This is a genomic window from Nitrosomonadales bacterium, assembly GCA_016716325.1.
Taxonomy (GTDB): domain Bacteria; phylum Pseudomonadota; class Gammaproteobacteria; order Burkholderiales; family Gallionellaceae; genus Gallionella.
Genome location: JADJWO010000001.1, coordinates 1,350,817 through 1,372,177, shown reverse-complemented (window position 1 = coordinate 1,372,177; position 21,361 = coordinate 1,350,817). Strand labels below are relative to the sequence as shown.

The 21,361-nt window shown below is 60.4% G+C and carries 24 protein-coding genes; 18 read left to right on the top strand and 6 right to left on the bottom strand.

The window, feature by feature from the left end; translation table 11 throughout:
- The first annotated feature begins 35 nt into the window (after window positions 1-35).
- Together IPM27_06545 and IPM27_06540 are read left to right on the top strand one after the other, a co-directional pair.
- Entirely contained in the window at window positions 36-506 is a 471-nt protein-coding gene (locus IPM27_06545) for a DsrE/DsrF/DrsH-like family protein (GenBank protein ID MBK9161208.1), read from the top strand.
- 109 nt (window positions 507-615) lie between these two features.
- On the top strand, window positions 616-1,989 hold the full coding sequence (locus IPM27_06540) for an outer membrane protein transport protein (GenBank protein MBK9161207.1): 1,374 nt from the start codon (window positions 616-618) through the stop codon (window positions 1,987-1,989).
- A 69-nt stretch (window positions 1,990-2,058) separates the two neighbouring features.
- Here IPM27_06540 and IPM27_06535 read toward each other — a convergent pair whose 3' ends face one another.
- Genes IPM27_06535 through IPM27_06510 form a run of 6 tightly spaced genes read right to left on the bottom strand, consistent with a single transcriptional unit; the run spans window position 2,059 to window position 5,275 of the window.
- Window positions 2,059-2,934: a TauD/TfdA family dioxygenase gene (locus IPM27_06535; GenBank protein MBK9161206.1), complete on the bottom strand. Its 876-nt coding sequence runs from the start codon at window positions 2,932-2,934 to the stop codon at window positions 2,059-2,061.
- Between the two features lies 1 nt (window position 2,935).
- A complete protein-coding gene (locus tag IPM27_06530) occupies window positions 2,936-3,529 on the bottom strand; it encodes a hypothetical protein (GenBank protein ID MBK9161205.1) in 594 nt (197 codons plus the stop codon).
- Between the two features lie 11 nt (window positions 3,530-3,540).
- Window positions 3,541-4,026 carry a sulfurtransferase TusA family protein gene (locus IPM27_06525; GenBank protein ID MBK9161204.1) on the bottom strand — a complete coding sequence of 162 codons (486 nt, stop codon included), beginning with the start codon at window positions 4,024-4,026 and terminating at the stop codon, window positions 3,541-3,543.
- 56 nt (window positions 4,027-4,082) lie between these two features.
- Window positions 4,083-4,412, bottom strand: coding sequence for a TusE/DsrC/DsvC family sulfur relay protein (locus IPM27_06520; protein ID MBK9161203.1), 330 nt, complete (start codon window positions 4,410-4,412; stop codon window positions 4,083-4,085).
- A gap of 43 nt (window positions 4,413-4,455) precedes the next feature.
- Window positions 4,456-5,058: a type I-MYXAN CRISPR-associated protein Cas6/Cmx6 gene (gene cas6, locus IPM27_06515; GenBank protein ID MBK9161202.1), complete on the bottom strand. Its 603-nt coding sequence runs from the start codon at window positions 5,056-5,058 to the stop codon at window positions 4,456-4,458.
- A complete protein-coding gene (locus IPM27_06510; protein MBK9161201.1) occupies window positions 5,048-5,275 on the bottom strand; it encodes a hypothetical protein in 228 nt (75 codons plus the stop codon). The genes cas6 and IPM27_06510 overlap by 11 nt, the downstream gene beginning before the upstream one ends.
- Window positions 5,276-5,608: 333 nt before the next feature.
- On the opposite strand from IPM27_06510, the gene dsrA reads away from it, so the two are divergent.
- The 16 genes from dsrA (at window position 5,609) to IPM27_06430 (ending at window position 21,349) form a co-directional block, all read left to right on the top strand.
- Window positions 5,609-6,904, top strand: a complete 1,296-nt coding sequence (gene dsrA, locus IPM27_06505; protein MBK9161200.1) for a dissimilatory-type sulfite reductase subunit alpha — start codon at window positions 5,609-5,611, stop codon at window positions 6,902-6,904.
- Between the two features lie 130 nt (window positions 6,905-7,034).
- Complete coding sequence (dsrB, locus tag IPM27_06500; GenBank protein ID MBK9161199.1) at window positions 7,035-8,132, top strand: dissimilatory-type sulfite reductase subunit beta; 1,098 nt, start codon at window positions 7,035-7,037, stop codon at window positions 8,130-8,132.
- 13 nt (window positions 8,133-8,145) lie between these two features.
- Window positions 8,146-8,505 (top strand): sulfurtransferase complex subunit TusD, encoded by a 360-nt coding sequence (gene tusD / locus IPM27_06495; protein MBK9161198.1) that lies wholly within the window; start codon window positions 8,146-8,148, stop codon window positions 8,503-8,505.
- A gap of 10 nt (window positions 8,506-8,515) precedes the next feature.
- A complete protein-coding gene (gene tusC / locus IPM27_06490; GenBank protein ID MBK9161197.1) occupies window positions 8,516-8,881 on the top strand; it encodes a sulfurtransferase complex subunit TusC in 366 nt (121 codons plus the stop codon).
- 12 nt (window positions 8,882-8,893) lie between these two features.
- The gene (gene dsrH / locus IPM27_06485; protein MBK9161196.1) at window positions 8,894-9,190 is read left to right on the top strand and encodes a sulfurtransferase complex subunit TusB; all 297 of its coding nucleotides are present in this window, start codon (window positions 8,894-8,896) and stop codon (window positions 9,188-9,190) included.
- A gap of 126 nt (window positions 9,191-9,316) precedes the next feature.
- Window positions 9,317-9,649, top strand: a complete 333-nt coding sequence (locus IPM27_06480; protein ID MBK9161195.1) for a TusE/DsrC/DsvC family sulfur relay protein — start codon at window positions 9,317-9,319, stop codon at window positions 9,647-9,649.
- Window positions 9,650-9,749: 100 nt separating this feature from the next.
- Window positions 9,750-10,475, top strand: coding sequence for a respiratory nitrate reductase subunit gamma (locus IPM27_06475; protein MBK9161194.1), 726 nt, complete (start codon window positions 9,750-9,752; stop codon window positions 10,473-10,475).
- A 270-nt stretch (window positions 10,476-10,745) separates the two neighbouring features.
- Window positions 10,746-12,275 carry a (Fe-S)-binding protein gene (locus IPM27_06470; GenBank protein MBK9161193.1) on the top strand — a complete coding sequence of 510 codons (1,530 nt, stop codon included), beginning with the start codon at window positions 10,746-10,748 and terminating at the stop codon, window positions 12,273-12,275.
- Between the two features lie 23 nt (window positions 12,276-12,298).
- Window positions 12,299-14,266, top strand: a complete 1,968-nt coding sequence (locus IPM27_06465) for an NAD(P)-binding protein (protein MBK9161192.1) — start codon at window positions 12,299-12,301, stop codon at window positions 14,264-14,266.
- Window positions 14,266-14,778, top strand: coding sequence for a hypothetical protein (locus tag IPM27_06460; protein MBK9161191.1), 513 nt, complete (start codon window positions 14,266-14,268; stop codon window positions 14,776-14,778). The genes IPM27_06465 and IPM27_06460 overlap by 1 nt, the downstream gene beginning before the upstream one ends.
- Window positions 14,775-15,491, top strand: coding sequence for a 4Fe-4S dicluster domain-containing protein (locus IPM27_06455; protein ID MBK9161190.1), 717 nt, complete (start codon window positions 14,775-14,777; stop codon window positions 15,489-15,491). The genes IPM27_06460 and IPM27_06455 overlap by 4 nt, the downstream gene beginning before the upstream one ends.
- Window positions 15,492-16,667, top strand: a complete 1,176-nt coding sequence (gene nrfD, locus IPM27_06450; protein ID MBK9161189.1) for a polysulfide reductase NrfD — start codon at window positions 15,492-15,494, stop codon at window positions 16,665-16,667.
- Window positions 16,668-16,701: 34 nt separating this feature from the next.
- The gene (locus IPM27_06445; protein ID MBK9161188.1) at window positions 16,702-18,300 is read left to right on the top strand and encodes a cobyrinate a,c-diamide synthase; all 1,599 of its coding nucleotides are present in this window, start codon (window positions 16,702-16,704) and stop codon (window positions 18,298-18,300) included.
- Window positions 18,297-18,899, top strand: coding sequence for a DUF4202 domain-containing protein (locus tag IPM27_06440; GenBank protein ID MBK9161187.1), 603 nt, complete (start codon window positions 18,297-18,299; stop codon window positions 18,897-18,899). Before IPM27_06445 ends, IPM27_06440 begins: the two co-directional genes overlap by 4 nt.
- Before the next feature lie 127 nt (window positions 18,900-19,026).
- Window positions 19,027-20,406 carry a uroporphyrinogen-III C-methyltransferase gene (cobA, locus tag IPM27_06435; protein ID MBK9161186.1) on the top strand — a complete coding sequence of 460 codons (1,380 nt, stop codon included), beginning with the start codon at window positions 19,027-19,029 and terminating at the stop codon, window positions 20,404-20,406.
- Window positions 20,407-20,449: 43 nt separating this feature from the next.
- Entirely contained in the window at window positions 20,450-21,349 is a 900-nt protein-coding gene (locus IPM27_06430) for a hypothetical protein (protein MBK9161185.1), read from the top strand.
- Window positions 21,350-21,361 lie beyond the last annotated feature (12 nt).

The window sequence follows — 21,361 nt, the reverse complement described above, 5'->3', positions numbered from 1 at the left end:
TTTGACCGGAACGACAACTCGCACGGAGATCTGATATGACAACCAAAAGAATGGCGATCATCGCCACCAAGGGCACGCTGGACATGGCGTATCCGCCGTTCATCCTGGCTTCGACCGCAGCGGCACTCGGTTACGAAGTGCAGGTGTTCTTCACTTTCTACGGCCTGCAGTTGCTGCGCAAGGATCTGTCCGACGTGAAGATCAGCCCGCTGGCAAACCCGGCCATGCCGATGCCGGTACCGATGCCGGTGATGGTGCAGATGCTGCCCGGCATGGAGTCCATGGCCACCATGATGATGAAGCAGAAACTGGCCAAACATGGCGTCGCATCGCTGGAGGAACTGCGCGACCTGTGCCTGGAGGCGGATGTGAAGTTCATCGCCTGCCAGATGACAGTCGATCTGTTCGAGTTCGACAAGAGCGAATTCATCGACAACGTGGAATACGGCGGCGCGACAACCTTCATGGGCTTTGCGGGCGAGACTGACATCTGCCTGTTTGTCTGACGCATTGTCTGTGACGCAAATTATTCCGATCGTGCAGTACAATGCCAAGTCTTAGCATCATTGGCCTTGTTTTTTTAAGTTGTTCATACAAACACCCAGGGAGAATCACATGAGAGTGAACAAGATTGTCGTTTCGCTGTTTGCTGCCGGCATAATGGCGTCGCCGTTGGCGAATGCGACCAACGGTATGTTTATGGAAGGTTATGGTCCTATTGCCACGGGCATGGGCGGCGCATCCATGGCGTACGACAACGGTAATGCGGCGATGGCGAACAACCCGGCAACACTGGGGTTGATGAAGGACGGCACCAACCGTCTGGATGTCGCATTGGGCGGCCTGCATCCGAGCATCACCTCAAAGATGCCAACCATGCCGGACGCCAAGTCCGGCGGTACTGGCTACTACATGCCGGCAGTCGGCTGGAGCAAGAAAGAAGGTGCGCTGGCCTATGGCGTGGGCATGTTCGCGGTGGGCGGCATGGGGACGGAATACACGGCCAACGACTGGGTGGGCGCCGGTTCCGGCAAACCGAGCCGTTCCGAAGTGAGCGTGGGCAATGTGATCGTGCCCCTTTCCTACGATGTGACTCCTGACCTGACTATTGCCGGGTCGCTGGATCTTGTCTGGGGCGGAATGGACCTGCAGATGGCGATGACTACCGCACAAATGGGCGCGCTGGCAGCCGGCGGCAACCTGACGGCAACGGGCGCTGCTGCAGCGGCACTGCCCCCATTCCTCGGCGGCGCGACCAACATCGGGTATTTCAACTTCACGGATGGCAGCGCGTTCACCGGCAAGGCCAACTCGACCGGCTGGGCGGGTAAGCTGGGCATGACCTACAAGGTCAGCGACCAGTTGACATTGGGTGCCACGTATCATTCCAAGACCAGCATCGGCGATATGACGACCGGTGGCGCGCAGATGCAGCTGATAGACAATGCGGGCTCCATCGGACCGGCCGGCACGACCTATACGCTGAACGGCAATATCAGTGTCGTCAATTTCCAGTTCCCGGAAAATTATGGTTTCGGGATGGCCTTGCAGGCGACCGATGATCTGTTGATCGCAGTCGATTACAAGCGGATCGGCTGGGCCAAGGTCATGAAGGACTTCCACATGACTTTCAGCAGCGCGGACATGGGCGGCATCAATATGGACATGAAGATGCCGCAGAACTGGAAGGATCAGGACGTGTTCAACATCGGCGTTGCATACAGGACTTCCGATGCGCTGATTTTGCGTGCCGGCACGAATCTGTCCAGCAATCCGGTGCCGGACAATACCGTCAACCCGTTGTTCCCAGCCACCATCAAGAACCACTATACCGTTGGTGCCGGCTATGCTTTCGACAAGGTGTCCGACCTGAACGTGTCGCTTTCCTATGCACCCAAGGTGACCGTGACAGCCCCGGCGGCAGCGGGCGGCTACACCATCGACCACAGCCAGCTGAACTGGCAGTTGATGTATAGCCATCGCTTCTAGGATCCACTTCACGGAAGAACCAAAACGGCCAGCTAGTCTGGCCGTTTTTATTTGTTGTGCACGCCGCGTTTACGGAGTGGCGATGCGATCGTAATAGCGGGCGCGGTACAGCAGGCGTGGATGGGCGGAATCGTCGCTGAACGCGGCACGGTCGTGCAGTACGTTGTTGCACAGCAGACCCATGCCGGGTCCGAGCCGGGCATGGAAGACATGCGGATTTTCCTCCGCCGCCAGCAGGCTTTCCAGTGCCGCGACGGCCGCCAGGGTTGCGGCATCCTGTTTCCATTCGATGCTGCGGGTGCGGGCGGTGTAGCGCATGTGCAGATTGCCGGAGCCATCCAGCGAGAACACCGGGCCGCTCTGCGCGGCGCGCACGCCGTCGGTCTCGTCCACCCGTTCCGGGATGGTCATCGCGTCCGCCTGCATCAGGGCGCGGACATGCGCGGGGTCTGCATCGCGCAACAGCAGGTAGGCCATCTCGTGGTCCATCAGGCGGTTGTCGCCGCCGTTCGCTGCGTCGTGTATGCAGTGCAGCACCATCGCGCGTATCGTGCGTTCCGGCGGATTGTAATAGCCGTCGGTGTGCCATTTGATCGGCTTGTCGGTATACGGGATGTAGTGCTTGCGCGTGCCGCCATCGAACACGCGTATCTCGGAAATGCCGTCCTCGCCGGCCAGCCAGTTGGCGTCGAGGCGTTCCAGGCCGAACTGCCTTCCAAGCAGGCGCGGTATCTGCGTGTCCGCATCATGCATCGGACTGGCGTAGATGGCCATGTTGCAGCGCCGGATGCGTTCCATCAGTGCGCCATGTTCGGACGGCAGGAGCGCGCGCGGGTCGCGCACTTCGACGATGAGTTCGTCAAGGGAGCGCGGCGCGACGACAAGCTTCCGTTCACGCCAGCGCAGATAGCTTTCGGTTTCGTGCAGGTCGAAGGCGTCGGGCATCTCAATCCCTGCCGGTAGCACGCCGGTGTCCCGGACGCGGTTCGGCGTCGGTCAGGTCGCGCAAGGTCTTTTCCACCATGCGCACCGCTTCCGGTGCCTCGATGCTGATCATCTGATCAGTAATCCAGATACGATCCGCATCGTTCATGGTCTCGCCGATGCACCAGGCGAGATAGCGGTAGAAGGCATAATCCGGGCCGTCCTCGTCATAGCCGAAACCGGAGTATTCATCGGCACGCAGGTTGAGCAGGTCGATGAAACGCTGTTTGCAGTGCTTCAGGTCGTCATCCAGCAGGCGGCTGCGGTTCTCGGCATAGATCTCGCCCACGCGGTTCGCAAGGTTGCCGGTGAAGGCGGTGCGATCCTCTGCGGAAAGTTCACGATACGCGATGCGATCCGCGACCAGGACCAAGAACAACAGGAACTCGGCAAGGAAGTCGAGATACTGCGCGCCGACCTCGATCTCGAAATCCGCCTTGCGGGTGTTCTTCAGTGCGTTGTCGGCGATGCGTGACACGACGAAGGCCAGTGCATCCGAGATCTCGCGCGGGGAACGTTCGCGACCGTCCTTGAACCAGTGGCTCTTGATGCGCATGACGGGGAAGCTCAGCCCTTTTGCAGGTAGAACTCGTATTCGCCTGCAGACACTTCGGTGGTTTCGAGGATCTTCACGCCAGTCATGCTGGCCCAGCCGGCGATGTCGGAATGGATGCCGGGACAATTGCTGATCAGCTTGAGCACCTCGCCCGAATGCATGCCGTTCAGCAGTTTCTTGGCTTCGACGATGGGCCCTGGGCAGGTCACGCCGCGGATGTCGAGCACCACGTTGGCCGTCCTCGTTTCGTCCTTGCCCCTGGTGATGTAATAGCCCGTGCCGCCGTCCGGCATCGATACGGTCTTCGATATCTGGTTGTGTGTCTGTTCAGCCCAGGCAAAAAGGTCGTCCTGGGTACCGGGGCAATCGGAAAGCAGCAGCATGACCTGCCCGTTCTTCAGGTCGTTTATCACGCGCTTGGCGCCCAGCAACGGTGCCGGGCAACTCAGGCCGCGCATATCCAGTGTCACGTTGGCGTGAAGATCTTGGTGGCTCATATTTTTGGACTCCCTGTTGTTTTCTGGCGCGCGGTTCTATCGTGCGCGCAACGGTTTCAATATCCGCCCTTGCCGTACGGCTGCGGCAGGCCGGCCACTTTTGCCCCTTGTTTCGCCGGGCCGGTCGGGAATAAATCATACAGCGCTTTGCTGTCAGCTTCCGGCCAGAATTCATTGATCCCCTTCAGCATGTTGCGAAAGTTCGGGGTGTGGCCGTGTTCGCGGTATTCGTTGCGCAGATAGTTGATGACCTCCCAGTGCTTGGGCGTCAGTTCGATGCCCTCGGCGGCGGCGATCACATGGACTGACTCCTCGCTATAGTCCGGTTCCAGCAGATAGCCGTCGCCATCGGTTTCAAGTTCATTGCCGGCAATCAGGTGTCCCATTGCATATCCTCCTCGCTAAAGATTGAAAGAACCATCCCCATCGTCATTCCAGATCCGAAATGACCTTGTGGGGCACGAAAAATCCGCAGCCGAAGCGGCGTGCCTCGCCCATGCCGGCAGACTGCACCCGCAACGAAGCATCCGGAGACAGGTCGTGCAGCACCAGGCTGTAGCCCTGTATCGTCTGTTGCAAGCCGGCAAGGGTGCGCCGCCTGCCGCAGATCATCTTTCCGGCGACGCCCATCCCGGCCAGTTGTGCCTGGATGCTGTCCATGAAGACTATTTCGTCGTCCGCGCATGCGACCAGTTGCGCATGCAGTGTCGGGTGTGGCTGGATCGCGCGCGCCTTGCAGTCGCCCAGCCGCAGGGTGGCTCCGGGGATGTCGAGTTGCTGCCCCGATAAGGCGCGCGCCACATCTGTCAGCGCTGTCGGCAATCTCAGCGACAGCCGGGACCGCCCGGTGAGCAACATCCCCTCGCTGCTTGCCGAAAGGTGCAGGGGCAGCACGCCGACATGTTCGTCTTCCGCCAGAGCGGGAAGTCGTGCAGCCAGTGCTGCCCACAGCGCGAAGGGGTAATCGCCGGAAAGCATCCCGCCTTCCAGCCCAAAAACCATGTCGATCATGTCGGGCGCGCTATGGGCCATCGTTCGTCCGTTCACGGGGGGTGGCCCAATGCTGCATCATGTCCGCCCATTGCTGTGCCGTGGCCGGATCGATATCGAAGATGGTGAAGCGCTTGCCTTCGCGGATGCGGATGCGCAGCAGACTCATACCGCCCTCGACGTGGTCGATCTGCTGCAGGTCGATCTCCTGTCCGCCCAGGGGAACCCTGATCTTTCCCAATGCAGTGATTTGCGCCATCATGCTCTCCAGTCGTTCGGGCAAAACGCACCATCCTGTCAGGCATCCTGACTTGATGATGCGGGACGCCAGTCTATCGCCAATGGCGAGTGAATTGGAATACTGCCAGTGGCAGCCGAGCCCCCACCCATAAGGGTTATTGAAGATAGCCGCTAAGGGTGATGGAATCGTCAGGGGATGCACCGTACCATGCGTCACCAATTTGAATAATCGGTGAGGTCGTTCTCCGGGTACGTTCTGGAGTCGGAACCGCTCACTACCGCCCGCTTCTGCCGGGCCATTGAATCGTTTGCCTGCAGTCTGAACCAGGGCGACGTGACTGAAAGGAAAATTATGGCTAAGAAAATGCATGATACCCCGAACCTCGACAAGCTCGAGGATGGCCCGTGGCCCAGTTTCGTGACCGGCCTGAAGGATCTGGCCAAGGATAAGGATTATGTGGTCGACCTGCTGGGGCAGCTGGAAGAATCCTACAAGACCAAAAAAGGGTACTGGAAGGGCGGCACGGTCGGCGTGTTCGGTTACGGCGGTGGTGTGATCCCGCGCTTCACCGAGCTGAAGAACGAGGACGGCACGCCCAAGTTCAAGGATGCCGCAGAATTCCACACGCTGCGCGTGATGCCGCCGCCCGGCATGCACTACGATACTGACACCCTGCGCAAGTTCTGCGACATCTGGGAAAAATACGGCTCGGGCCTGATCGCTTTCCACGGACAGTCCGGCGACATCATGTTCCAGGGCGCGACCACCGACAATGTGCAGAAGGCATTCGACGAGATCAACGAGATGGGTTTCGACCTCGGCGGAGCCGGTCCGGCAGTACGCACCTCGATGTCCTGCGTGGGCGCCGCACGTTGCGAACAGTCCTGCTACAACGAAGCCAAGGCGCACCGCGCGGTGCTGAACACCTTTCTTGACGACATCCACCGCCCTTCGCTGCCGTACAAGTTCAAGTTCAAGTTCTCCGGTTGCCCGAACGACTGCATGAATTCGGTGCAGCGCGCCGACATGGCCGTGATCGGCACCTGGCGCGACAACATCCGCACCGACGAGGGGCTGGCGAAGAAATGGTTCGCCAAGCACGGCATGGACGAACTGGTGAACGACGTGGTGGCGCGCTGCCCGACCAAGACCTTCCAGCTCAAGGAGATCGGCAAGGTCAGGAAGGGCGAGCACATCTCCAGCGTGGCGGTGAGCGACACCCATGCGGTCGAGATCGACAACCAGGATTGCGTGCGCTGCATGCACTGCATCAACGTGATGACCGGCGCGCTGGCGCCCGGCAAGGACAAGGGCGCGACCATCCTCGTCGGCGGCAAGAGCCACCTGAAGATCGGCGGTCTGATGGGCACCGTGCTGATCCCGTTCATGAAGCTGGATAGCGACGAGGATGTGGAGAAGCTGGTCGATTTCGCGCAGCGCACCATCGATTTCTTCGCCGAGAACGCGCTGGAGCACGAACGCACCGGCGAGATGATCGAGCGCATCGGTCTGGCCACTTTCCTCGATGCGATGGAGATCGACGCCGATCCCGCGATGATCAGTTCGCCGCGCATGAATCCCTATGTCCGCACCGACGGATGGGACGATGAGGTCGCCAAGATCAAAGCCAAGAAGCAAGCCGCCTAACGAGCAATAAATAGAATTATCTGACAATGAATCTCGCGATTGCTCGTTTCCCCCTCCTCAATCCTCCCCCGCAAGCGGGAGAGGAGGCAAACGAATCGCTATGCGAATTTTCTAACTCTGGAGAGAGAGAATGAATCAAGCCGTTCAAGCCGAGAAACCCGCCGCAAAGCGCAAGCCCAAAGAGACCGGCGTGCCGGAGAACACGCAGTACCTGCACCCTGCGTTGCTGAAGAACTATGGCAACTGGCGCTACCATGACCGTCCGCGTCCCGGTGTGCTGCACCATGTATCGCACAGTGGCGACGAAGTGTGGTCGGTGCGTGCCGGTACCCAGCGCCAGATGGATGTGTACACCATCCGCAAGCTGTGCGACATCGCCGACCAGTTCGCCGAAGGCCGCGTGCGTTTCACCATCCGTTCCAACATCGAGTACATCGTCTCGGACGAGAAGAAGGTCGATCCGCTGATCGCCGAACTGGAGAAGAGCGGCTTCCCGGTCGGCGGCACCGGCAATTCCGTGACCATGATCGCGCATACTCAGGGATGGCTGCATTGCGACATTCCCGGCACCGATGCCTCGGGCGTGGTGAAGGCGCTGATGGACGAGCTGTACGAGGAGTTCAAGCGCGAAGAGATGCCCAACCGCGTGCACCTGTCCACTTCCTGCTGCGAGATCAACTGCGGCGGACAGGCCGACCTGGCCATCATCGTGCAGCATACCAAGCCGCCGAAGATCAACCATGAACTGGTTGCCAACGTGTGCGAACGCCCTGCGGTGGTGGCGCGCTGCCCGGTCGCGGCGATCCGCCCCGCGATGGTCAATGGCAAGCCTTCACTGGAGATCGACGAGTCCAAATGTATGTGCTGCGGCGCTTGTTATCCCCCGTGCCCGCCGATGCAGATCAACGATCCGGAATATTCCAAGCTGGCGATCTGGGTGGGCGGCAAGAACTCCAATGCGCGCGGCAAGCCGACCTTCATGAAGATGGTCGCGTCCGGCCTGCCGAACAACGCGCCGCGCTGGCCCGAAGTGGCCGAGGTGGTGAAGAACATCCTGCACGTCTACAAGGAGGACGCCCGTCCATGGGAGCGCATGGCGGACTGGATCGACCGTATCGGTTGGCCGCGCTTCTTCGAGAAGACCGGACTGCCGTTCACCAAGTACCTGATCGACGATTGGCGCGGTTCGCGTGCCAACCTGAACGCTTCGACGCACATTCGTTTCTGAGCGAGGTGGCCGCATGAAATTCGGAATTGTCGTCAACGAGGGGCCGTACCAGCACCAAGCCAGCGATTCGGCCTATCTGTTCGCCAAGGCTGCCATCGCCGGGGGGCACGAGGTATGGCGCGTATTCTTCTATCACGACGGCGTCAACAACGCCTCCAAACTGACCGAGCCGCCGCAGGACGACCGCCATATCGTCAATCGCTGGGCCAAGCTGGCGGAAGAGCACAAAGTCGACCTGGTGGTGTGCGTGGCGGCTGCGCTGCGCCGCGGCATCAAGGAAGAGAATCTGGCTCAGGGTTTCCGCATCTCCGGTCTGGGCCAGCTGGTGGAAGCGGGCATCAAGTGTGACCGTCTGGTCACCTTCGGCGATTGAGGAGAACGGGATGAGTGAAATGAAAAAATTCATGTTCGTGAACCGCAAGGCGCCCTATGGCACGATCTACGCGCTGGAATCCCTGGAGGTGGTGCTGATCACTGCCGCGTTCGACCAGGATGTCTCGCTGGCTTTTCTGGACGATGGCGTGTACCAGTTGAAGAAGGGCCAGCAGACCAAGGGTATCGAGACCAAGAACTTCTCGCCGGCGTACCGTGCGCTGGAGGGCTACGACATCGAGAAGCTGTATGTCGAGAAGGAATCGCTCGAAGCGCGCGGGATCGTCGAGGAAGACCTGCTGGTGGATGTCACCGTGCTCACCCGGGCCGAGATGGGCGCGCTGATGGACGAACAGGACGTGGTCCTGAGTTTCTGAAGGGGAATGCCAATGCTACATATCGTCAACAAATCCCCGCTATCCAGCAATGCGCTGGACAGTTGCCTGCGGGTCGCACAATCGGGCGAGATATTGCTGATCGAGGACGCGGTCTATGGCGCGACGGGCGGCAGCGCGTACGAAGAAAAACTGCGCGAAGCGATGGGGAGATTCAAGGTTTATGTGCTGCAACCCGACCTGGAGGCGCGCGGCCTGGCCGACCGCCTGATGGACGGGGTGTCGCCGGTGGATTACAGCGGTTTCGTCGAGCTCGCCGCGAACAATAAGAGCTGCCAGTCCTGGCTGTAGGTCAGGGGCGCGCGGCGCGTATTTTGCACCCTTGTCCGTTTGCGGGCCGGGGGCGGGGAGCAGGGAAGACTTCCCTTAAGCAAGAAAGCAGTAGTTGTGTAACCAATTTTATAAGGAGAAATTACGATGGCTATCGAAGTGGGCGGCAAATCTTACGAAACCGATGAAGAAGGTTACCTGATCAATCTGGCCGACTGGAACAAGGAAGTGGCGGAATACATCGCGCAGACCGAGAGCATCGAGATGACCGACCAGCACTGGGAAGTGATCGACTTCCTGCGCGAATATTTCGAGGAATACCAGATCGCGCCGGCAGTGCGCGTGCTGACCAAGGCGATCGGCAAGAAGCTGGGTGCCGACAAGGGCAACAGCGAATATCTGTACGGTCTGTTCCCTTATGGTCCGGGCAAGCAGGCGTGCAAGATCGCCGGATTGCCGAAGCCGACCGGTTGCGTCTGATAAGGCAGGATCTGGGATCTGGGATTGAGGATTTTGCAGAGCCCGAATCCCAGAACCCGGATCCAAACCCCTGAATCCTAATCGTCCCGGTTCCTGAGCTATGAGCATCGTCTTCGCGATCCTGTTCTACCTTGCGACCCTGCTGTTCGTCGTCGGGCTGGCGCATCGCATCCGTATCTACATCGGCACGCCCGCGCCGTTGAAGATTCCCACGACACCCGCACCGATCTCGACCGGCGGCGTGGTGTTGCGGATGACGCGCGAAGTGGTGTTCTTCGAGAGCCTGTTCAAGGCGAACCTGTGGACGTGGGGACTGGGCTGGTTGTTCCATGCCAGCCTGGCGCTGGTTACGTTGCGCCACCTGCGCTATTTCACCGAACCGGTGTGGGGCTGGGTGGCGTTCATCCAGCCGTTCGGCATTTACGCGGGGATCACCATGCTGCTCGGACTGTGCGGGTTGTGGGGGCGGCGGTTGTTCGTCGAACGCATCCGCTATATCTCCACACCGTCCGATCATTTGATGTTGCTGTTGCTCATTGCGATCGCAGTGTCCGGCCTGCTGATGCAGTTCGTCGTGCATACCGATGTGGTCGCGGTGAAAGGCTTCTTCCGGGGATTGATGCATTTCAGCGTCCAGCCCCTGCCGACGGACGCGTTACTGCTCCTGCACCTGTTGTTGGTTGTGGCGCTCCTGGCGATCTTCCCCATCAGCAAACTGTTGCATGCGCCAGGAGTGTTTTTTTCGCCGACTCGCAACCAGAAAGACGATCCGCGCGAAAAGCGCCACATCTCGTCCTGGGCGAAGCAAATGGAATCGGAGAGCTAGAGCGTGCCAATACTGATTTCACATCTGCGTTGTTACGAGAAGGCTGTGGATGCAAGGCACAGACCGCAGCGAATGGTCGTTCCATTCGCAAGGTTTGAAACACCGCAGACGCGGTCTTCTCGCATCAACCCTTCGGGACGGGGGCGATTTGGGCGTCCTCCTTTGTCGCAAGCCGCTTGTAGTGGCTTGCACTACGTCACATCTTGCTTCGCGGATGGCATCCCAACACACCTCCGTCGCAGTTGTGTCATTAGCATGGGTACGCTCTAAATGGCGGACGTCACCGCACCCCCGTTCCGTGTCATCCCCATTGTTCCGGCATTGAAACCGGGTTCGATGGAAGGCAAGGGCCCGTACCTCGCCAACGAGAAGATGCAGGAGGCACTGGGCTATCCCGGCAAGCTGGTGGACGACTGGCACGACAAGGCCATCGCCAAGATGGGCGAACTGCTCGGCAAGTTCCGTTCGTTGCAGGTCTATATGGATGCCTGCGTCCATTGCGGAGCCTGTTCGGACAAGTGCCACTACTTCATCGGCACCCAGGATCCCAAGAACATGCCGGTCGCGCGCCAGGATCTGATGCGCAGCGTGTATCGCCGCTATTTCACTTTCGCCGGCAAATACTTCCCCAAACTGGTCGGCGCGCGCGACCTGACGCGCGAAGTGCTGGACGAGTGGTACAACTACTACCACCAGTGTTCCGAGTGCCGGCGTTGCTCGGTGTTCTGCCCGTATGGCATCGACACCGCCGAAATCACCATGGCGGCACGCGAGATACTCGCCACGGTCGGCATGGGACAGAAGTATTCCAACGAGATCATCGCCAAGGTCCACAAGATCGGCAACAACCTCGGCCTGCCCGAGCCGGCATTGCGCGACACGCTGGAAGGACTGGAAGAGGATGTCAAGGACGATACCGGCATCGACGTGCGCTTTCCGCTGGATGTGAAGGGTGCGGAAGTATTGCTCATCACGCCGTCAGCCGATTTCTTTGCCGAACCGCACATCGACAGCCTGATCGGTTATGCCAAGGTGTTCCATGCCTCGGGCACCAGCTGGACGCTTTCATCCATGGCATCGGAAGGCGCCAACTTCGGCATGTTCATCGGCAGCTACGAACAATTGCGCCAGGTCGCGTTGCGCATCCGCCAAGCTGCGCTGGAACTGGGGGTGAAACGTATCGTCGTCGGCGAGTGCGGCCACGCATGGCGCGTCGCCTACAGCTTCTGGAACACTTTGTCTGGTGTCGGCAGCGGTGCGGACGAAACCGACCGCTTTGCCCAGATGTTGCAGAAACAACTCGACCATCGTTACAGACAGCCGACCCACATCTGCGAATTCACCCTCGATCTGGTGGAGCGCAACGCGATCACGCTGGACAGGGAAGCGAACGACAAGCACATCATCACCTTCCACGATTCCTGCAACGTGGCACGCGGTTCCCGCATGGGAGATTTCGCGGGCGGCCAGTTCGAGATCCCGCGCAATCTGATCAAGGCGGCCGCGCACAACTTCGTCGAGATGGATCCGAACACCACGCGCGAGCGCACCTACTGTTGCGGTGGTGGCGGCGGTCTGCTGACGGACGACCTGATGGACCTGAGGGTGAAGGGCGCGCTGCCGCGTATGGAAGCCCTGAAACAGGTCGTCGATGATGAACAAGTGAATTTCCTGGCACTGATCTGTGCCATCTGCAAGACGCAATTTAGCAAAGTGGCTCCCGCTTATGGTTTCGACCGCAAAATGGTGGGGGGGATACATCAGCTGGTCAGCAACGCGATCAGACTGGGTGACAAATAGGAACTTACTGGAGGCAGGACGATATGTCAGCAATAACCGATACCCCGCAGAAGCTCACCTTCCGCCGCTACAAGGATGGCGACAGCAAGGTGCGCCGCCTGAACGAGAAGATCTTTCAGGCCAGCTATTCCTACAAATGCCCGACCTATATCCAGTCCACGCCGCCCTGCCAGGGCAGTTGTCCGGCGGGTGAGGACATCCGCGGTTACCTGGCTATCGTGCGCGGGACCGAGAAGGTACCCAATGGTGCGGACGGCAAACCCGTCATGCCGTGGCAGGAATACGCCTGGCGCCGGCTGACCGAGGCCAACCCGTTCCCGTCCGTGATGGGCCGCGTGTGCCCGGCCCCGTGCGAGACGGGTTGTAACCGCAACGAAGTGGAAGACCACGTCGGCATCAACTCGGTGGAACATTTCCTCGGCGAGTACGCCATCGCCAACAACCTGAAATATAACCAGGCTGCGCCGGCGACCGGCAAGAAGGTCGCCATCCTCGGCGGCGGTCCGGCGGGCCTGTCCTGCGCCTATCAACTGGCCATGAAGGGCCACGAAGTCACCATCTTCGACGAACATGAGCACCTGGGCGGCATGATGCGCTATGGCATCCCCGGTTTCCGTACCCCGCGTGACGTGCTGGACGCGGAGATCCGGCGCATCCTTGATCTGGGTGTGAAGACTCGTTTGAAGTGTCACGTCGGCAAGGACATCACCATGGAACAGATCCGCAAGGAGTTCGATGCGGTGTTCTTGGGCATGGGCGCACAGGCGGGCCGCGCGTTGCCGATCGCCGATGCCGAAGCGCCCAATGTCGTGACGGCGACGGCTTTCCTGAAGGCATTCAACGACGGACGCCTGCAGCATGTCGGCAAGCGCGTGGTGGTGGTCGGCGGCGGCGACACCTCCATCGACGTGGCGACCGTGGCGCGCCGTCTCGGCCATATCGAACACGCCAAACCGACCGATGCGGAACTGGCCATTGCCGGGCGCATGGCACACGACGTGGCGGATATCTCGGCCAAACAGGGCGCGGAAGTGACGCTGACCTCGGTATTCGACATCGACAAGATGCAGGCCAACAAGCACGAGATCGAGCAGGCGCTGGCGGAAGGCATCCACATCCGCGGCAGCCTCGTGCCGGTCGGCATCGTTCGCGACGCCGGAGGCCGTGCCACTGCGCTGCGCGTGATGCAGTGCGAGGCCAAATTCGCCGGCGGTCGCTTGGAGATCAAGAACGTCGAAGGCAGCGAGCAGGACATCGAGGCCGACCTGATCGTTTCGGCGATCGGCCAGGCGGTGGATTTCACCGGGCTGGAGGAGTTCAACAACGGCAAGGGCGCCGTATCGACAGACCGCAACTATGTGGTGGCGGGACAGCCGGGCGTGTTCGCCGGCGGCGACGTGATCCGTCCGCACCTGCTGACCACCGCCATCGGCCACGGCTCCATCGCTGCCGACGGCATCCACAACTTCCTGCTCGGCAGGGACCTGGAGAAGCGCCCGAAGATCGATGCGCACCAGTTCGACCTGATGCGCAAGATGATCGAGAAGGGCCTCAAGATCGAGGATGCCAAGGAGCCCCTGCGCGGCACCTGCGATACCAACGTCGCGGTGCACAATTTCGACAACCGTTCCGACCGTTACATCATTCCGCACGACAAGCTGTTCCTCGGGCATTTCGGCTACACGTCGCGCAACCAGCGCGAGATCGTCACGCTGGACAAGGAAAGCGCACTGGGCAATTTCGAGGAGCGTCTGGTTCCGCTCAACCAGGAACAGGCCGTCGCGGAAGCCAAGCGCTGCATGAGCTGCGGCATGTGTTTCGAGTGCGACAACTGCGTGGTGTATTGCCCTCAGACCGCCGTGTACCGCGTCAAGAAGAACGAGGCGACGCTCGGGCGCTACGTCGCGACCAACTATGACAGGTGCATCGGGTGCCATATTTGCGCCGATGTGTGTCCGACGGGATACATCCAGATGGGACTGGGCGAGTGATGAAACCTTGTGAAAGTGTCTGCGACGGCGCATCGCTGCGTTGTGCGATGCTCGCTTCCTCGACTACCTTCATGGTATGTCTCGGTCGCTGTGCGTCGTACGCCTTGCGCTGCATCCGTCTCGCCGACTTTTTCAAGGCTTCATCCAGATTGTTTTTTATCCTGCTGACGCTCTTTTTCTTTTCTCCTGCGCAGGCAGCTGAAACCACGCCGAAGCTGGACATCGGCAAGGGTGGGCAGTGCGTGAAAGAGACGCAGTGGATGCGCAAGAACCACATGCACCTGCTCAAGCACCAGCGCGATGAGACGTTGCGCAAGGGTGTGCGCGACGACAAGGTCAGCCTGAAGAACTGCATCGAGTGCCATGCCAGTCTCAAGGACGACAGCGTGATCGCGCGCGATGACAGCTTCTGTGTCGGTTGCCACAAATACGAGGCGGTGAAGCTCGATTGCTTCGAGTGCCACTCCGGCAAGCGCAAGAGTGCATGGCTGGCGCAAAGGAAGGCGAAATGAGCGATATCGATATCCAGCGCCGCAATTTCCTGAAGACCTCGGTCGGCGCGGCGGCGGTTGCGATCGCGCCGGGCATGTTGCTGTTCCAGGTGGCGCAGGGCAACACGGAAGGCGCGTCGGGCAAGGTGCGCTGGGGCATGCTGATCGACGTCAACCAGTGCAAGCCGGGTTGCAACGACTGCGTCACGGCCTGCAACCGCGAGAACGGCCTGTCCGGCGAGACCAAACCGACCGATTCGCAATGGATCCGCAAGATCGAGATCAAGGACGTCAGCACCGGGCGCGAGCTGTCGCTACCCATGATGTGCCAGCACTGCGCGAACCCTCCCTGCGTGGACGTGTGCCCGACCAATGCCTCGATGAAACGTGCCGACGGCATCGTGCTGGTGGACAAACACCGCTGCATCGGTTGCCGCTATTGCATGATGGCCTGCCCGTACAAGGCGCGTTCCTTCGTGCATGAGCCGCTGCACGACCAGAACCCGGATGTGCCGCGCGGCAAGGGTACGGTGGAGAGCTGCACGTTGTGTGTGCACCGCATCGACCAGGGGCAACAACCGGCCTGTGTCGAGGCTTGCACGAACAAGGCCATCCTGTTCGGTGATCTGAACGACGCAAACAGCGAAATTGCGCAGAAACTGCGCGGCGTCTCCACCACGCAGGTGCGTGCCGATCTGAATCTGAATACCGGCGTTCGTTACCAGGGGCTATAAATGTCCAGCTACACTTTGCCAAAACTGAGAAGCCCGCTTTATTACATCCTGCTCGCACTGGGTGCGCTGGTGGTCATGGTGGGGCTGTATGCCGTTTATCAGATGGAGCATCACGGCCACATCATCACCGGCATGAACAACCAGATCGTCTGGGGCATGCCGCATGTATTCGCCATCTTCCTGATCATCGCCGCATCCGGCGTACTCAACGTGTCCTCCGTCGGCTCGGTGTTCAACAAGCCTGCCTACAAGGCGCGCGCGCCGCTGGCCGGGCTGCTCTCCATCGCCATGCTGGCCGGCGGGCTGACGGTGCTGATGCTCGATCTGGGCAGGCCGGACCGCATCATCATTGCCGCGACGAACTACAACCTGAAATCGGTGTTCGCGTGGAATGTGCTGTTGTATTCCGGCATGTTTGCGGCGGTGGCGGTGTATCTGTGGGTCATGATGGAAAAACGCATGAACCCGTGGTCGAAACCGGCGGGACTGGCCGTGTTCGTCTGGCGTTTCGTGCTGACCACCGGTACCGGCCTGATCTTCTCCTTTCTTGTTGCGCGTCAGGCTTACGGTACCGCGATCCTGCCGCCGATGTTCATCGTCATCTCCTTTGCCTGGGGCATGGCGGTGTTCCACATCGTGCAATCTGCGATCTATTCGTGGAACGATCTCAGCCTGGATGAGTATGTGCAGAAACGCATGCGCAACCTGATGGGCGTATTCGTCTTCGCCTCGCTGTATTTTGTGGCGACCTATCATTTGACCAACCTCTATTTTGCACGCCAGATGGAGTTCGAGCGCTTCATCCTGCTGGACGGCGGCATCTATACGATGCTGTTCTGGGTCGGCTACGTCCTCATCGGCAATATCGTCCCGCTGGCGCTGATCTTCCTGCCGGCATTTGAGAGGTCCAAGCGCGTGCCTGTCGCATCGCTGCTCATTATCATCGGCGGGTTCTGCCTTCTGTACGTCTTCATCATCGGCGGACAGGCATTCCCTCTATCCATCTTCCCCGGTTTCGAGGTCAGCAGCACCTTTGGTGACGGCGAGATCGGCACCTATCATCCGTCGTGGCCCGAGATCCTGCTCGGCATGGGCGGCGTCGGGATCGCCTTCCTGATCACGGCCATCGGCATCCGCGTGCTGGATTTCGTACCGCACGAGACCCCGAAGAAATAGTTTTCCCTGTTTAACCACCAGTGAGGTTGCAACCATGGGCAACCGTTTCCTGATTTCGGCGGCGCACAAGTCGTCGGGCAAAACCACCGTCAGCATCGGGCTCTGTGCTGCGCTTGCCGCGCGCGGCCATGCCGTGCAGCCGTTCAAGAAAGGCCCGGACTACATCGACCCGATGTGGCTCAGCCTCGCCGCCGGACATCCCTGCCGCAATCTCGACCTGTACCTGATGGAAAACGACGACGTGATCGCGACCTTCGCGCGCCATGCGTCGGAAGTGAATCTGGTCGAGGGCAACAAGGGGCTGTACGACGGCCTCGCGCTGGACGGCAGCAACAGCAATGCCGCGCTGGCCAGGCTGCTCGACCTGCCGGTGGTGCTGGTGATCGACGCGCGCGGCATGACGCGCGGCATCGCGCCGCTGATCCTCGGTTACCAGGCGTTCGACAAGGACATCCGCATCGCCGGGGTGATCCTCAACAATCTGGGTGGCAAACGTCACGAATCGAAACTGCGCCAGGTGATCGAACATTACACCGACGTGCCGGTGGTCGGCGCGATCCAGCATGACGAACGCCTGTCCATCGTCGAACGTCATCTGGGCCTGATGCCTTCCAACGAATCCATCGCCGCCAACGCCAAGGTCAGGCAGATCGGCGAGATCGTCGCCGGGCAGGTCGATCTGGACAGACTGCTCGTCCTGTCGCGCAAGGAACCGCTGCCCATTCCCCACTCAAACCCTCTCCTCAATCCTCTCCCGCAAGCGGGCGAGGAGACGAACGCGAAAAACGTTCTTCAATTTCCTGCGATGGTGAGTCCGTTGCCCTGCGGCAACAAGGTGCGCATCGCCGTCGCGCGCGACCGATCCTTCGGCTTCTATTACGCGGACGATCTGGATGCGCTGGAGGCGGCGGGTGCGGAACTGGTGCCTTTCGATACGCTGAACGACACCCATCTGCCGCAGGTGGATGGCTTGTACATCGGCGGCGGCTTTCCCGAGGCATGCGCCGTCGAACTCGAAGCCAATGCCTCCCTGCGCAACGAGATCCGGCAGGCCATCGCCGGCGGCATGCCGGCCTACGCCGAATGCGGCGGCCTGATGTACCTGTCGCGCAGCCTTACCCATGAAGGCCGCACCTTCGAGATGGTCGGCGCCATCCCCGGCGAGGTGACCATGCATGCCAGGCCGATCGGCCGCGGTTATGTCCACCTGAAAGAAGACGCGGAACATCCGTGGCCGCGACCGAGAACGAACCCTCTCCCCAACCCTCTCCCGGAAATGCCCTCTCCTCAATCCTCTCCCGCAAGCGGGAGAGGGGGCAAACGAGAAGAGCAATTTTCAATTCCGGCGGGCGAGGGCGCGAACGTGAGAAACAATTGTTTGATTCGTGCGCACGAGTTCCATTACTCGAAGCTGGAGAACCTTCCGGCGGACAGCCGCTTCGCTTACCATGTCGAGCGCGGCTATGGCATCGACGGTGAACGCGACGGGCTGGTCGTCAACAATCTGCTCGCGTCATACACCCATCTTCGCACCATCGGCAGCTGCTACTGGGCGACCCGCTTCGTCGGATTCATCCGGCGCTGCAAGGGGGAAGTCCCGGACTCAACTTCACTGAAAGAGAAAACGCTATGAACTCCAGTCTGTACCAGGCCGCCATTGCGGCCTTTGACCAAGCCAATTCAGAAGACCCGAACAAGGAGGTCTTTGAGGGCAGGGAGTATCCCAAGGAGCTGCTCTACGCGCAGCGCATGACCGATATGCAGGAACGTTTTGCACCGGAAGCCTCCGAGGCGGTCAAGCTGGCCTGCCGTGCGCAGCATATCCAGCGCTGGAAGATCCCGCGCAGCGACTATCCGATGGACAAGAAGGGCTACATGCTGTGGCGCACCACGCTGTACAAGTTCCACGCCGAGACCGCAGGCAGGCTGATGCAGGAGGCGGGCTACGACGACAGGATGATCGCGCGCGTGAAGACCGTCGTCGGCAAAAAAGAACTCAAGAGCAATCCGGAGACGCAGATGATGGAAGATGTCGTCGACCTGGTGTTTCTCGAACACTACATGACCGGTTTTGCGGCGCAGCACCCGGAATACGACGAGGCGAAATGGATACTCATCATCCGCAAGACCTGGGACAAGATGTCGAAATATGCGCATGAGTTTGCGCTGTCCAGCAGGATCAAGCTGCCCGAGGCGCTGGTGCCGCTGATCCTGAAGGCGGTGAAGGAATAAATGTCCGTCCACGAAAAGCACGAAAGGCACGAAAGAATCACGCTTCCCCTTTCGCGCTTTTCGAGGGCAAGAGGGTTTCATTGGGTTGAAGCCAGACGAACGATCAATGCAACGGGTTGAATGAAGAATGGATTTTTTGCCGATTTTCGCAAACATTAAAAACAAACTCTGTCTGGTCGTGGGCGGCGGCAGCGTCGGTGCGCGCAAGGCAGGCGTGCTGCTCGAGGCCGGCGCCCGGGTGCGCGTGGTCGCTCCCGAGATCGGCGAAGAGCTGAAAGTACAGGACAACGTCGAGGCGATCCTTGCCCGTTTCGAAGCGCAACATCTGGAGGGCGTGACGCTGGTCATCGCCGCGACCGACGACCGTGCGGTGAACAGGCAGGTGTCCGAACTGGCGCAGGCGCGCAACATCCCGGTCAACGTGGTGGACGATCCCGAGCTGTGCAGCTTCATCATGCCGGCCATCCTCGACCGTTCGCCGCTGATGGTGGCGTTCTCCAGCGGTGGCGCCTCGCCGGTGCTGACGCGCATGATGCGCGGCAAACTGGAGACGGTCATCCCGCAGAACACCAGCAAACTTGCCGCGTTCGCCGAGCGCTTCCGCGAAGCGGTGAAGCAGTCGGTCACCAATCCCGCCAAGCGCCGCATCTTCTGGGAGAACGTGTTCGACGGCGTGGTCGCCGAAAAAGTGCTGACCGGCGACGAGGCTGCTGCCGAAGCCATGCTCCAACAGATGCTGGCCGACGAGGACAACATCGTGCGCGGAGAGGTGTATCTGGTCGGCGCCGGTCCCGGCGATCCGGACCTGCTCACTTTCCGCGCGCTGCGCCTGATGCAGAAGGCCGACGTGGTGGTGTACGACAACCTCGTGTCCAAGCCGATCGTGGACATGACGCGCCGTGATGCCGAGCGCATCTTCGTCGGCAAGAAGCGCAACGACCATACCCTGCAACAGGAAGAGATCAACGAGCTGCTGGTGCGGCTGGCCAAGCAAGGCAAGCGCGTGCTGCGCCTCAAGGGCGGCGACCCGTTCATCTTCGGGCGCGGCGGCGAGGAGATCGAGACCCTGGCGGCGGAAGGCATCCCGTTCCAGGTGGTGCCCGGCATCACGGCCGCCTCCGGCGTGGCGTCCTACGCTGGCATCCCGCTCACGCACCGCGACCATGCGCAGGCCTGCGTGTTCGTCACCGGCCACCTCAAGGACGGCACCATGAACCTCGACTGGGAGCAACTCGCCCGTCCGCGCCAGACCGTGGTGGTGTACATGGGCCTGCACGGGCTGGATATCCTGTGCGCCAAACTCATCGAACACGGCCTGCCGGAAACGACACCCATCGCCATCGTGCAGCATGGCACGCAGCCGACCCAGCGCGTCATCACCGGTACGCTGGCGACCCTGCCGGCCATCGCGGAAAAAGAGAAACCGCAGGCGCCGACGCTGATCATCGTCGGCGGCGTGGTCACGCTGCGCGACAAACTCGCGTGGTTCCATCCGCAACAAGATTGATCTGCTTCACTTCGCAGTCCAACTAAAAACAGGGAGAGACAAGATGGTGCAAGTCATGAATAAGATGTTGCTGTCCGCGATGTTGCTGTTTGCCGCAACGGGGGCGCAGGCCGCCGACGCATTGCTCAAGCCGTTCGTGCTGGCGTCGAAGGGCGCGGGAACGGTCGCCGAGAAATCCGCGCAGGTCAAGGCGGCGCTCACCGCCGCCGGCTTCACGGTGGCCGGCGAATATGCGCCGTATCCCGATGCCGACATCATCATCGTGACCAGTGACGCATTGAAGAAGAACGCGGCCGCTTCGGAACACGGCGGTTACGGCGCGGTGCAGCGCGTGTCGGTGACCGCTGCCGGCAAGGATGTCCAGGTCAGCTATACCAACCCGGTCTACATGTCCCATGTGTATCGCATGGAGGGCGACCTGTCCGGCGTGTCGGCGGATCTGGGGAAGGCACTGGGCCGGGTGGAGGAGTTCGGCGCGCGCGGCATGACCGCGAAGCAGGCGCGCAAGTACCACTACATGATCGGCATGGAATATTTCGACGAGCCGAGCAAGCTGGCCGAATACGGCAGTTATGAAGAAGCGGTGCAGGCGGTGGACGCGAAACTGTCCGCCAACCAGAACGGCGTCAGCAAGATCTATCGCGTCGATGTGCCCGGCAAGCAGGAGAGCGTGTTCGGCGTGGGCATGAAAGGCAGCGGCGACGGCAAGTACATGGACGACCAGTTCATCATGAAGGAGATCGATTTCCGCGACGTGAAATCCACCGCGCACCTGCCTTACGAAGTGCTGGTTTCCGGCAGCAAGGTGTATGCGCTGTATGCGCGCTTCCGCATCGCGATCAACTTCCCCGACCTGAGCATGATGGGCAGCAACAGCTTCATGAACATCATGAAGACACCCGAGGCGATCCGGGGAGCGTTGCAGAAGACCGTGCAGAAATAGGCAACGGGAAGG

What these genes read in the sequence shown, in the direction of transcription:
- IPM27_06545 (MBK9161208.1), top strand. Translation starts at nt 36, where the DNA reads ATGACAACCAAAAGAATGGCGATCATCGCCACCAAGGGCACGCTGGAC.
- IPM27_06540 (MBK9161207.1), top strand. Translation starts at nt 616, where the DNA reads ATGAGAGTGAACAAGATTGTCGTTTCGCTGTTTGCTGCCGGCATAATG.
- IPM27_06535 (MBK9161206.1), bottom strand. Translation starts at nt 2,934, where the DNA reads ATGCCCGACGCCTTCGACCTGCACGAAACCGAAAGCTATCTGCGCTGG.
- IPM27_06530 (MBK9161205.1), bottom strand. Translation starts at nt 3,529, where the DNA reads ATGCGCATCAAGAGCCACTGGTTCAAGGACGGTCGCGAACGTTCCCCG.
- IPM27_06525 (MBK9161204.1), bottom strand. Translation starts at nt 4,026, where the DNA reads ATGAGCCACCAAGATCTTCACGCCAACGTGACACTGGATATGCGCGGC.
- IPM27_06520 (MBK9161203.1), bottom strand. Translation starts at nt 4,412, where the DNA reads ATGGGACACCTGATTGCCGGCAATGAACTTGAAACCGATGGCGACGGC.
- cas6 (MBK9161202.1), bottom strand. Translation starts at nt 5,058, where the DNA reads ATGGCCCATAGCGCGCCCGACATGATCGACATGGTTTTTGGGCTGGAA.
- IPM27_06510 (MBK9161201.1), bottom strand. Translation starts at nt 5,275, where the DNA reads ATGGCGCAAATCACTGCATTGGGAAAGATCAGGGTTCCCCTGGGCGGA.
- dsrA (MBK9161200.1), top strand. Translation starts at nt 5,609, where the DNA reads ATGGCTAAGAAAATGCATGATACCCCGAACCTCGACAAGCTCGAGGAT.
- dsrB (MBK9161199.1), top strand. Translation starts at nt 7,035, where the DNA reads ATGAATCAAGCCGTTCAAGCCGAGAAACCCGCCGCAAAGCGCAAGCCC.
- tusD (MBK9161198.1), top strand. Translation starts at nt 8,146, where the DNA reads ATGAAATTCGGAATTGTCGTCAACGAGGGGCCGTACCAGCACCAAGCC.
- tusC (MBK9161197.1), top strand. Translation starts at nt 8,516, where the DNA reads ATGAGTGAAATGAAAAAATTCATGTTCGTGAACCGCAAGGCGCCCTAT.
- dsrH (MBK9161196.1), top strand. Translation starts at nt 8,894, where the DNA reads ATGCTACATATCGTCAACAAATCCCCGCTATCCAGCAATGCGCTGGAC.
- IPM27_06480 (MBK9161195.1), top strand. Translation starts at nt 9,317, where the DNA reads ATGGCTATCGAAGTGGGCGGCAAATCTTACGAAACCGATGAAGAAGGT.
- IPM27_06475 (MBK9161194.1), top strand. Translation starts at nt 9,750, where the DNA reads ATGAGCATCGTCTTCGCGATCCTGTTCTACCTTGCGACCCTGCTGTTC.
- IPM27_06470 (MBK9161193.1), top strand. Translation starts at nt 10,746, where the DNA reads ATGGCGGACGTCACCGCACCCCCGTTCCGTGTCATCCCCATTGTTCCG.
- IPM27_06465 (MBK9161192.1), top strand. Translation starts at nt 12,299, where the DNA reads ATGTCAGCAATAACCGATACCCCGCAGAAGCTCACCTTCCGCCGCTAC.
- IPM27_06460 (MBK9161191.1), top strand. Translation starts at nt 14,266, where the DNA reads ATGAAACCTTGTGAAAGTGTCTGCGACGGCGCATCGCTGCGTTGTGCG.
- IPM27_06455 (MBK9161190.1), top strand. Translation starts at nt 14,775, where the DNA reads ATGAGCGATATCGATATCCAGCGCCGCAATTTCCTGAAGACCTCGGTC.
- nrfD (MBK9161189.1), top strand. Translation starts at nt 15,492, where the DNA reads ATGTCCAGCTACACTTTGCCAAAACTGAGAAGCCCGCTTTATTACATC.
- IPM27_06445 (MBK9161188.1), top strand. Translation starts at nt 16,702, where the DNA reads ATGGGCAACCGTTTCCTGATTTCGGCGGCGCACAAGTCGTCGGGCAAA.
- IPM27_06440 (MBK9161187.1), top strand. Translation starts at nt 18,297, where the DNA reads ATGAACTCCAGTCTGTACCAGGCCGCCATTGCGGCCTTTGACCAAGCC.
- cobA (MBK9161186.1), top strand. Translation starts at nt 19,027, where the DNA reads ATGGATTTTTTGCCGATTTTCGCAAACATTAAAAACAAACTCTGTCTG.
- IPM27_06430 (MBK9161185.1), top strand. Translation starts at nt 20,450, where the DNA reads ATGGTGCAAGTCATGAATAAGATGTTGCTGTCCGCGATGTTGCTGTTT.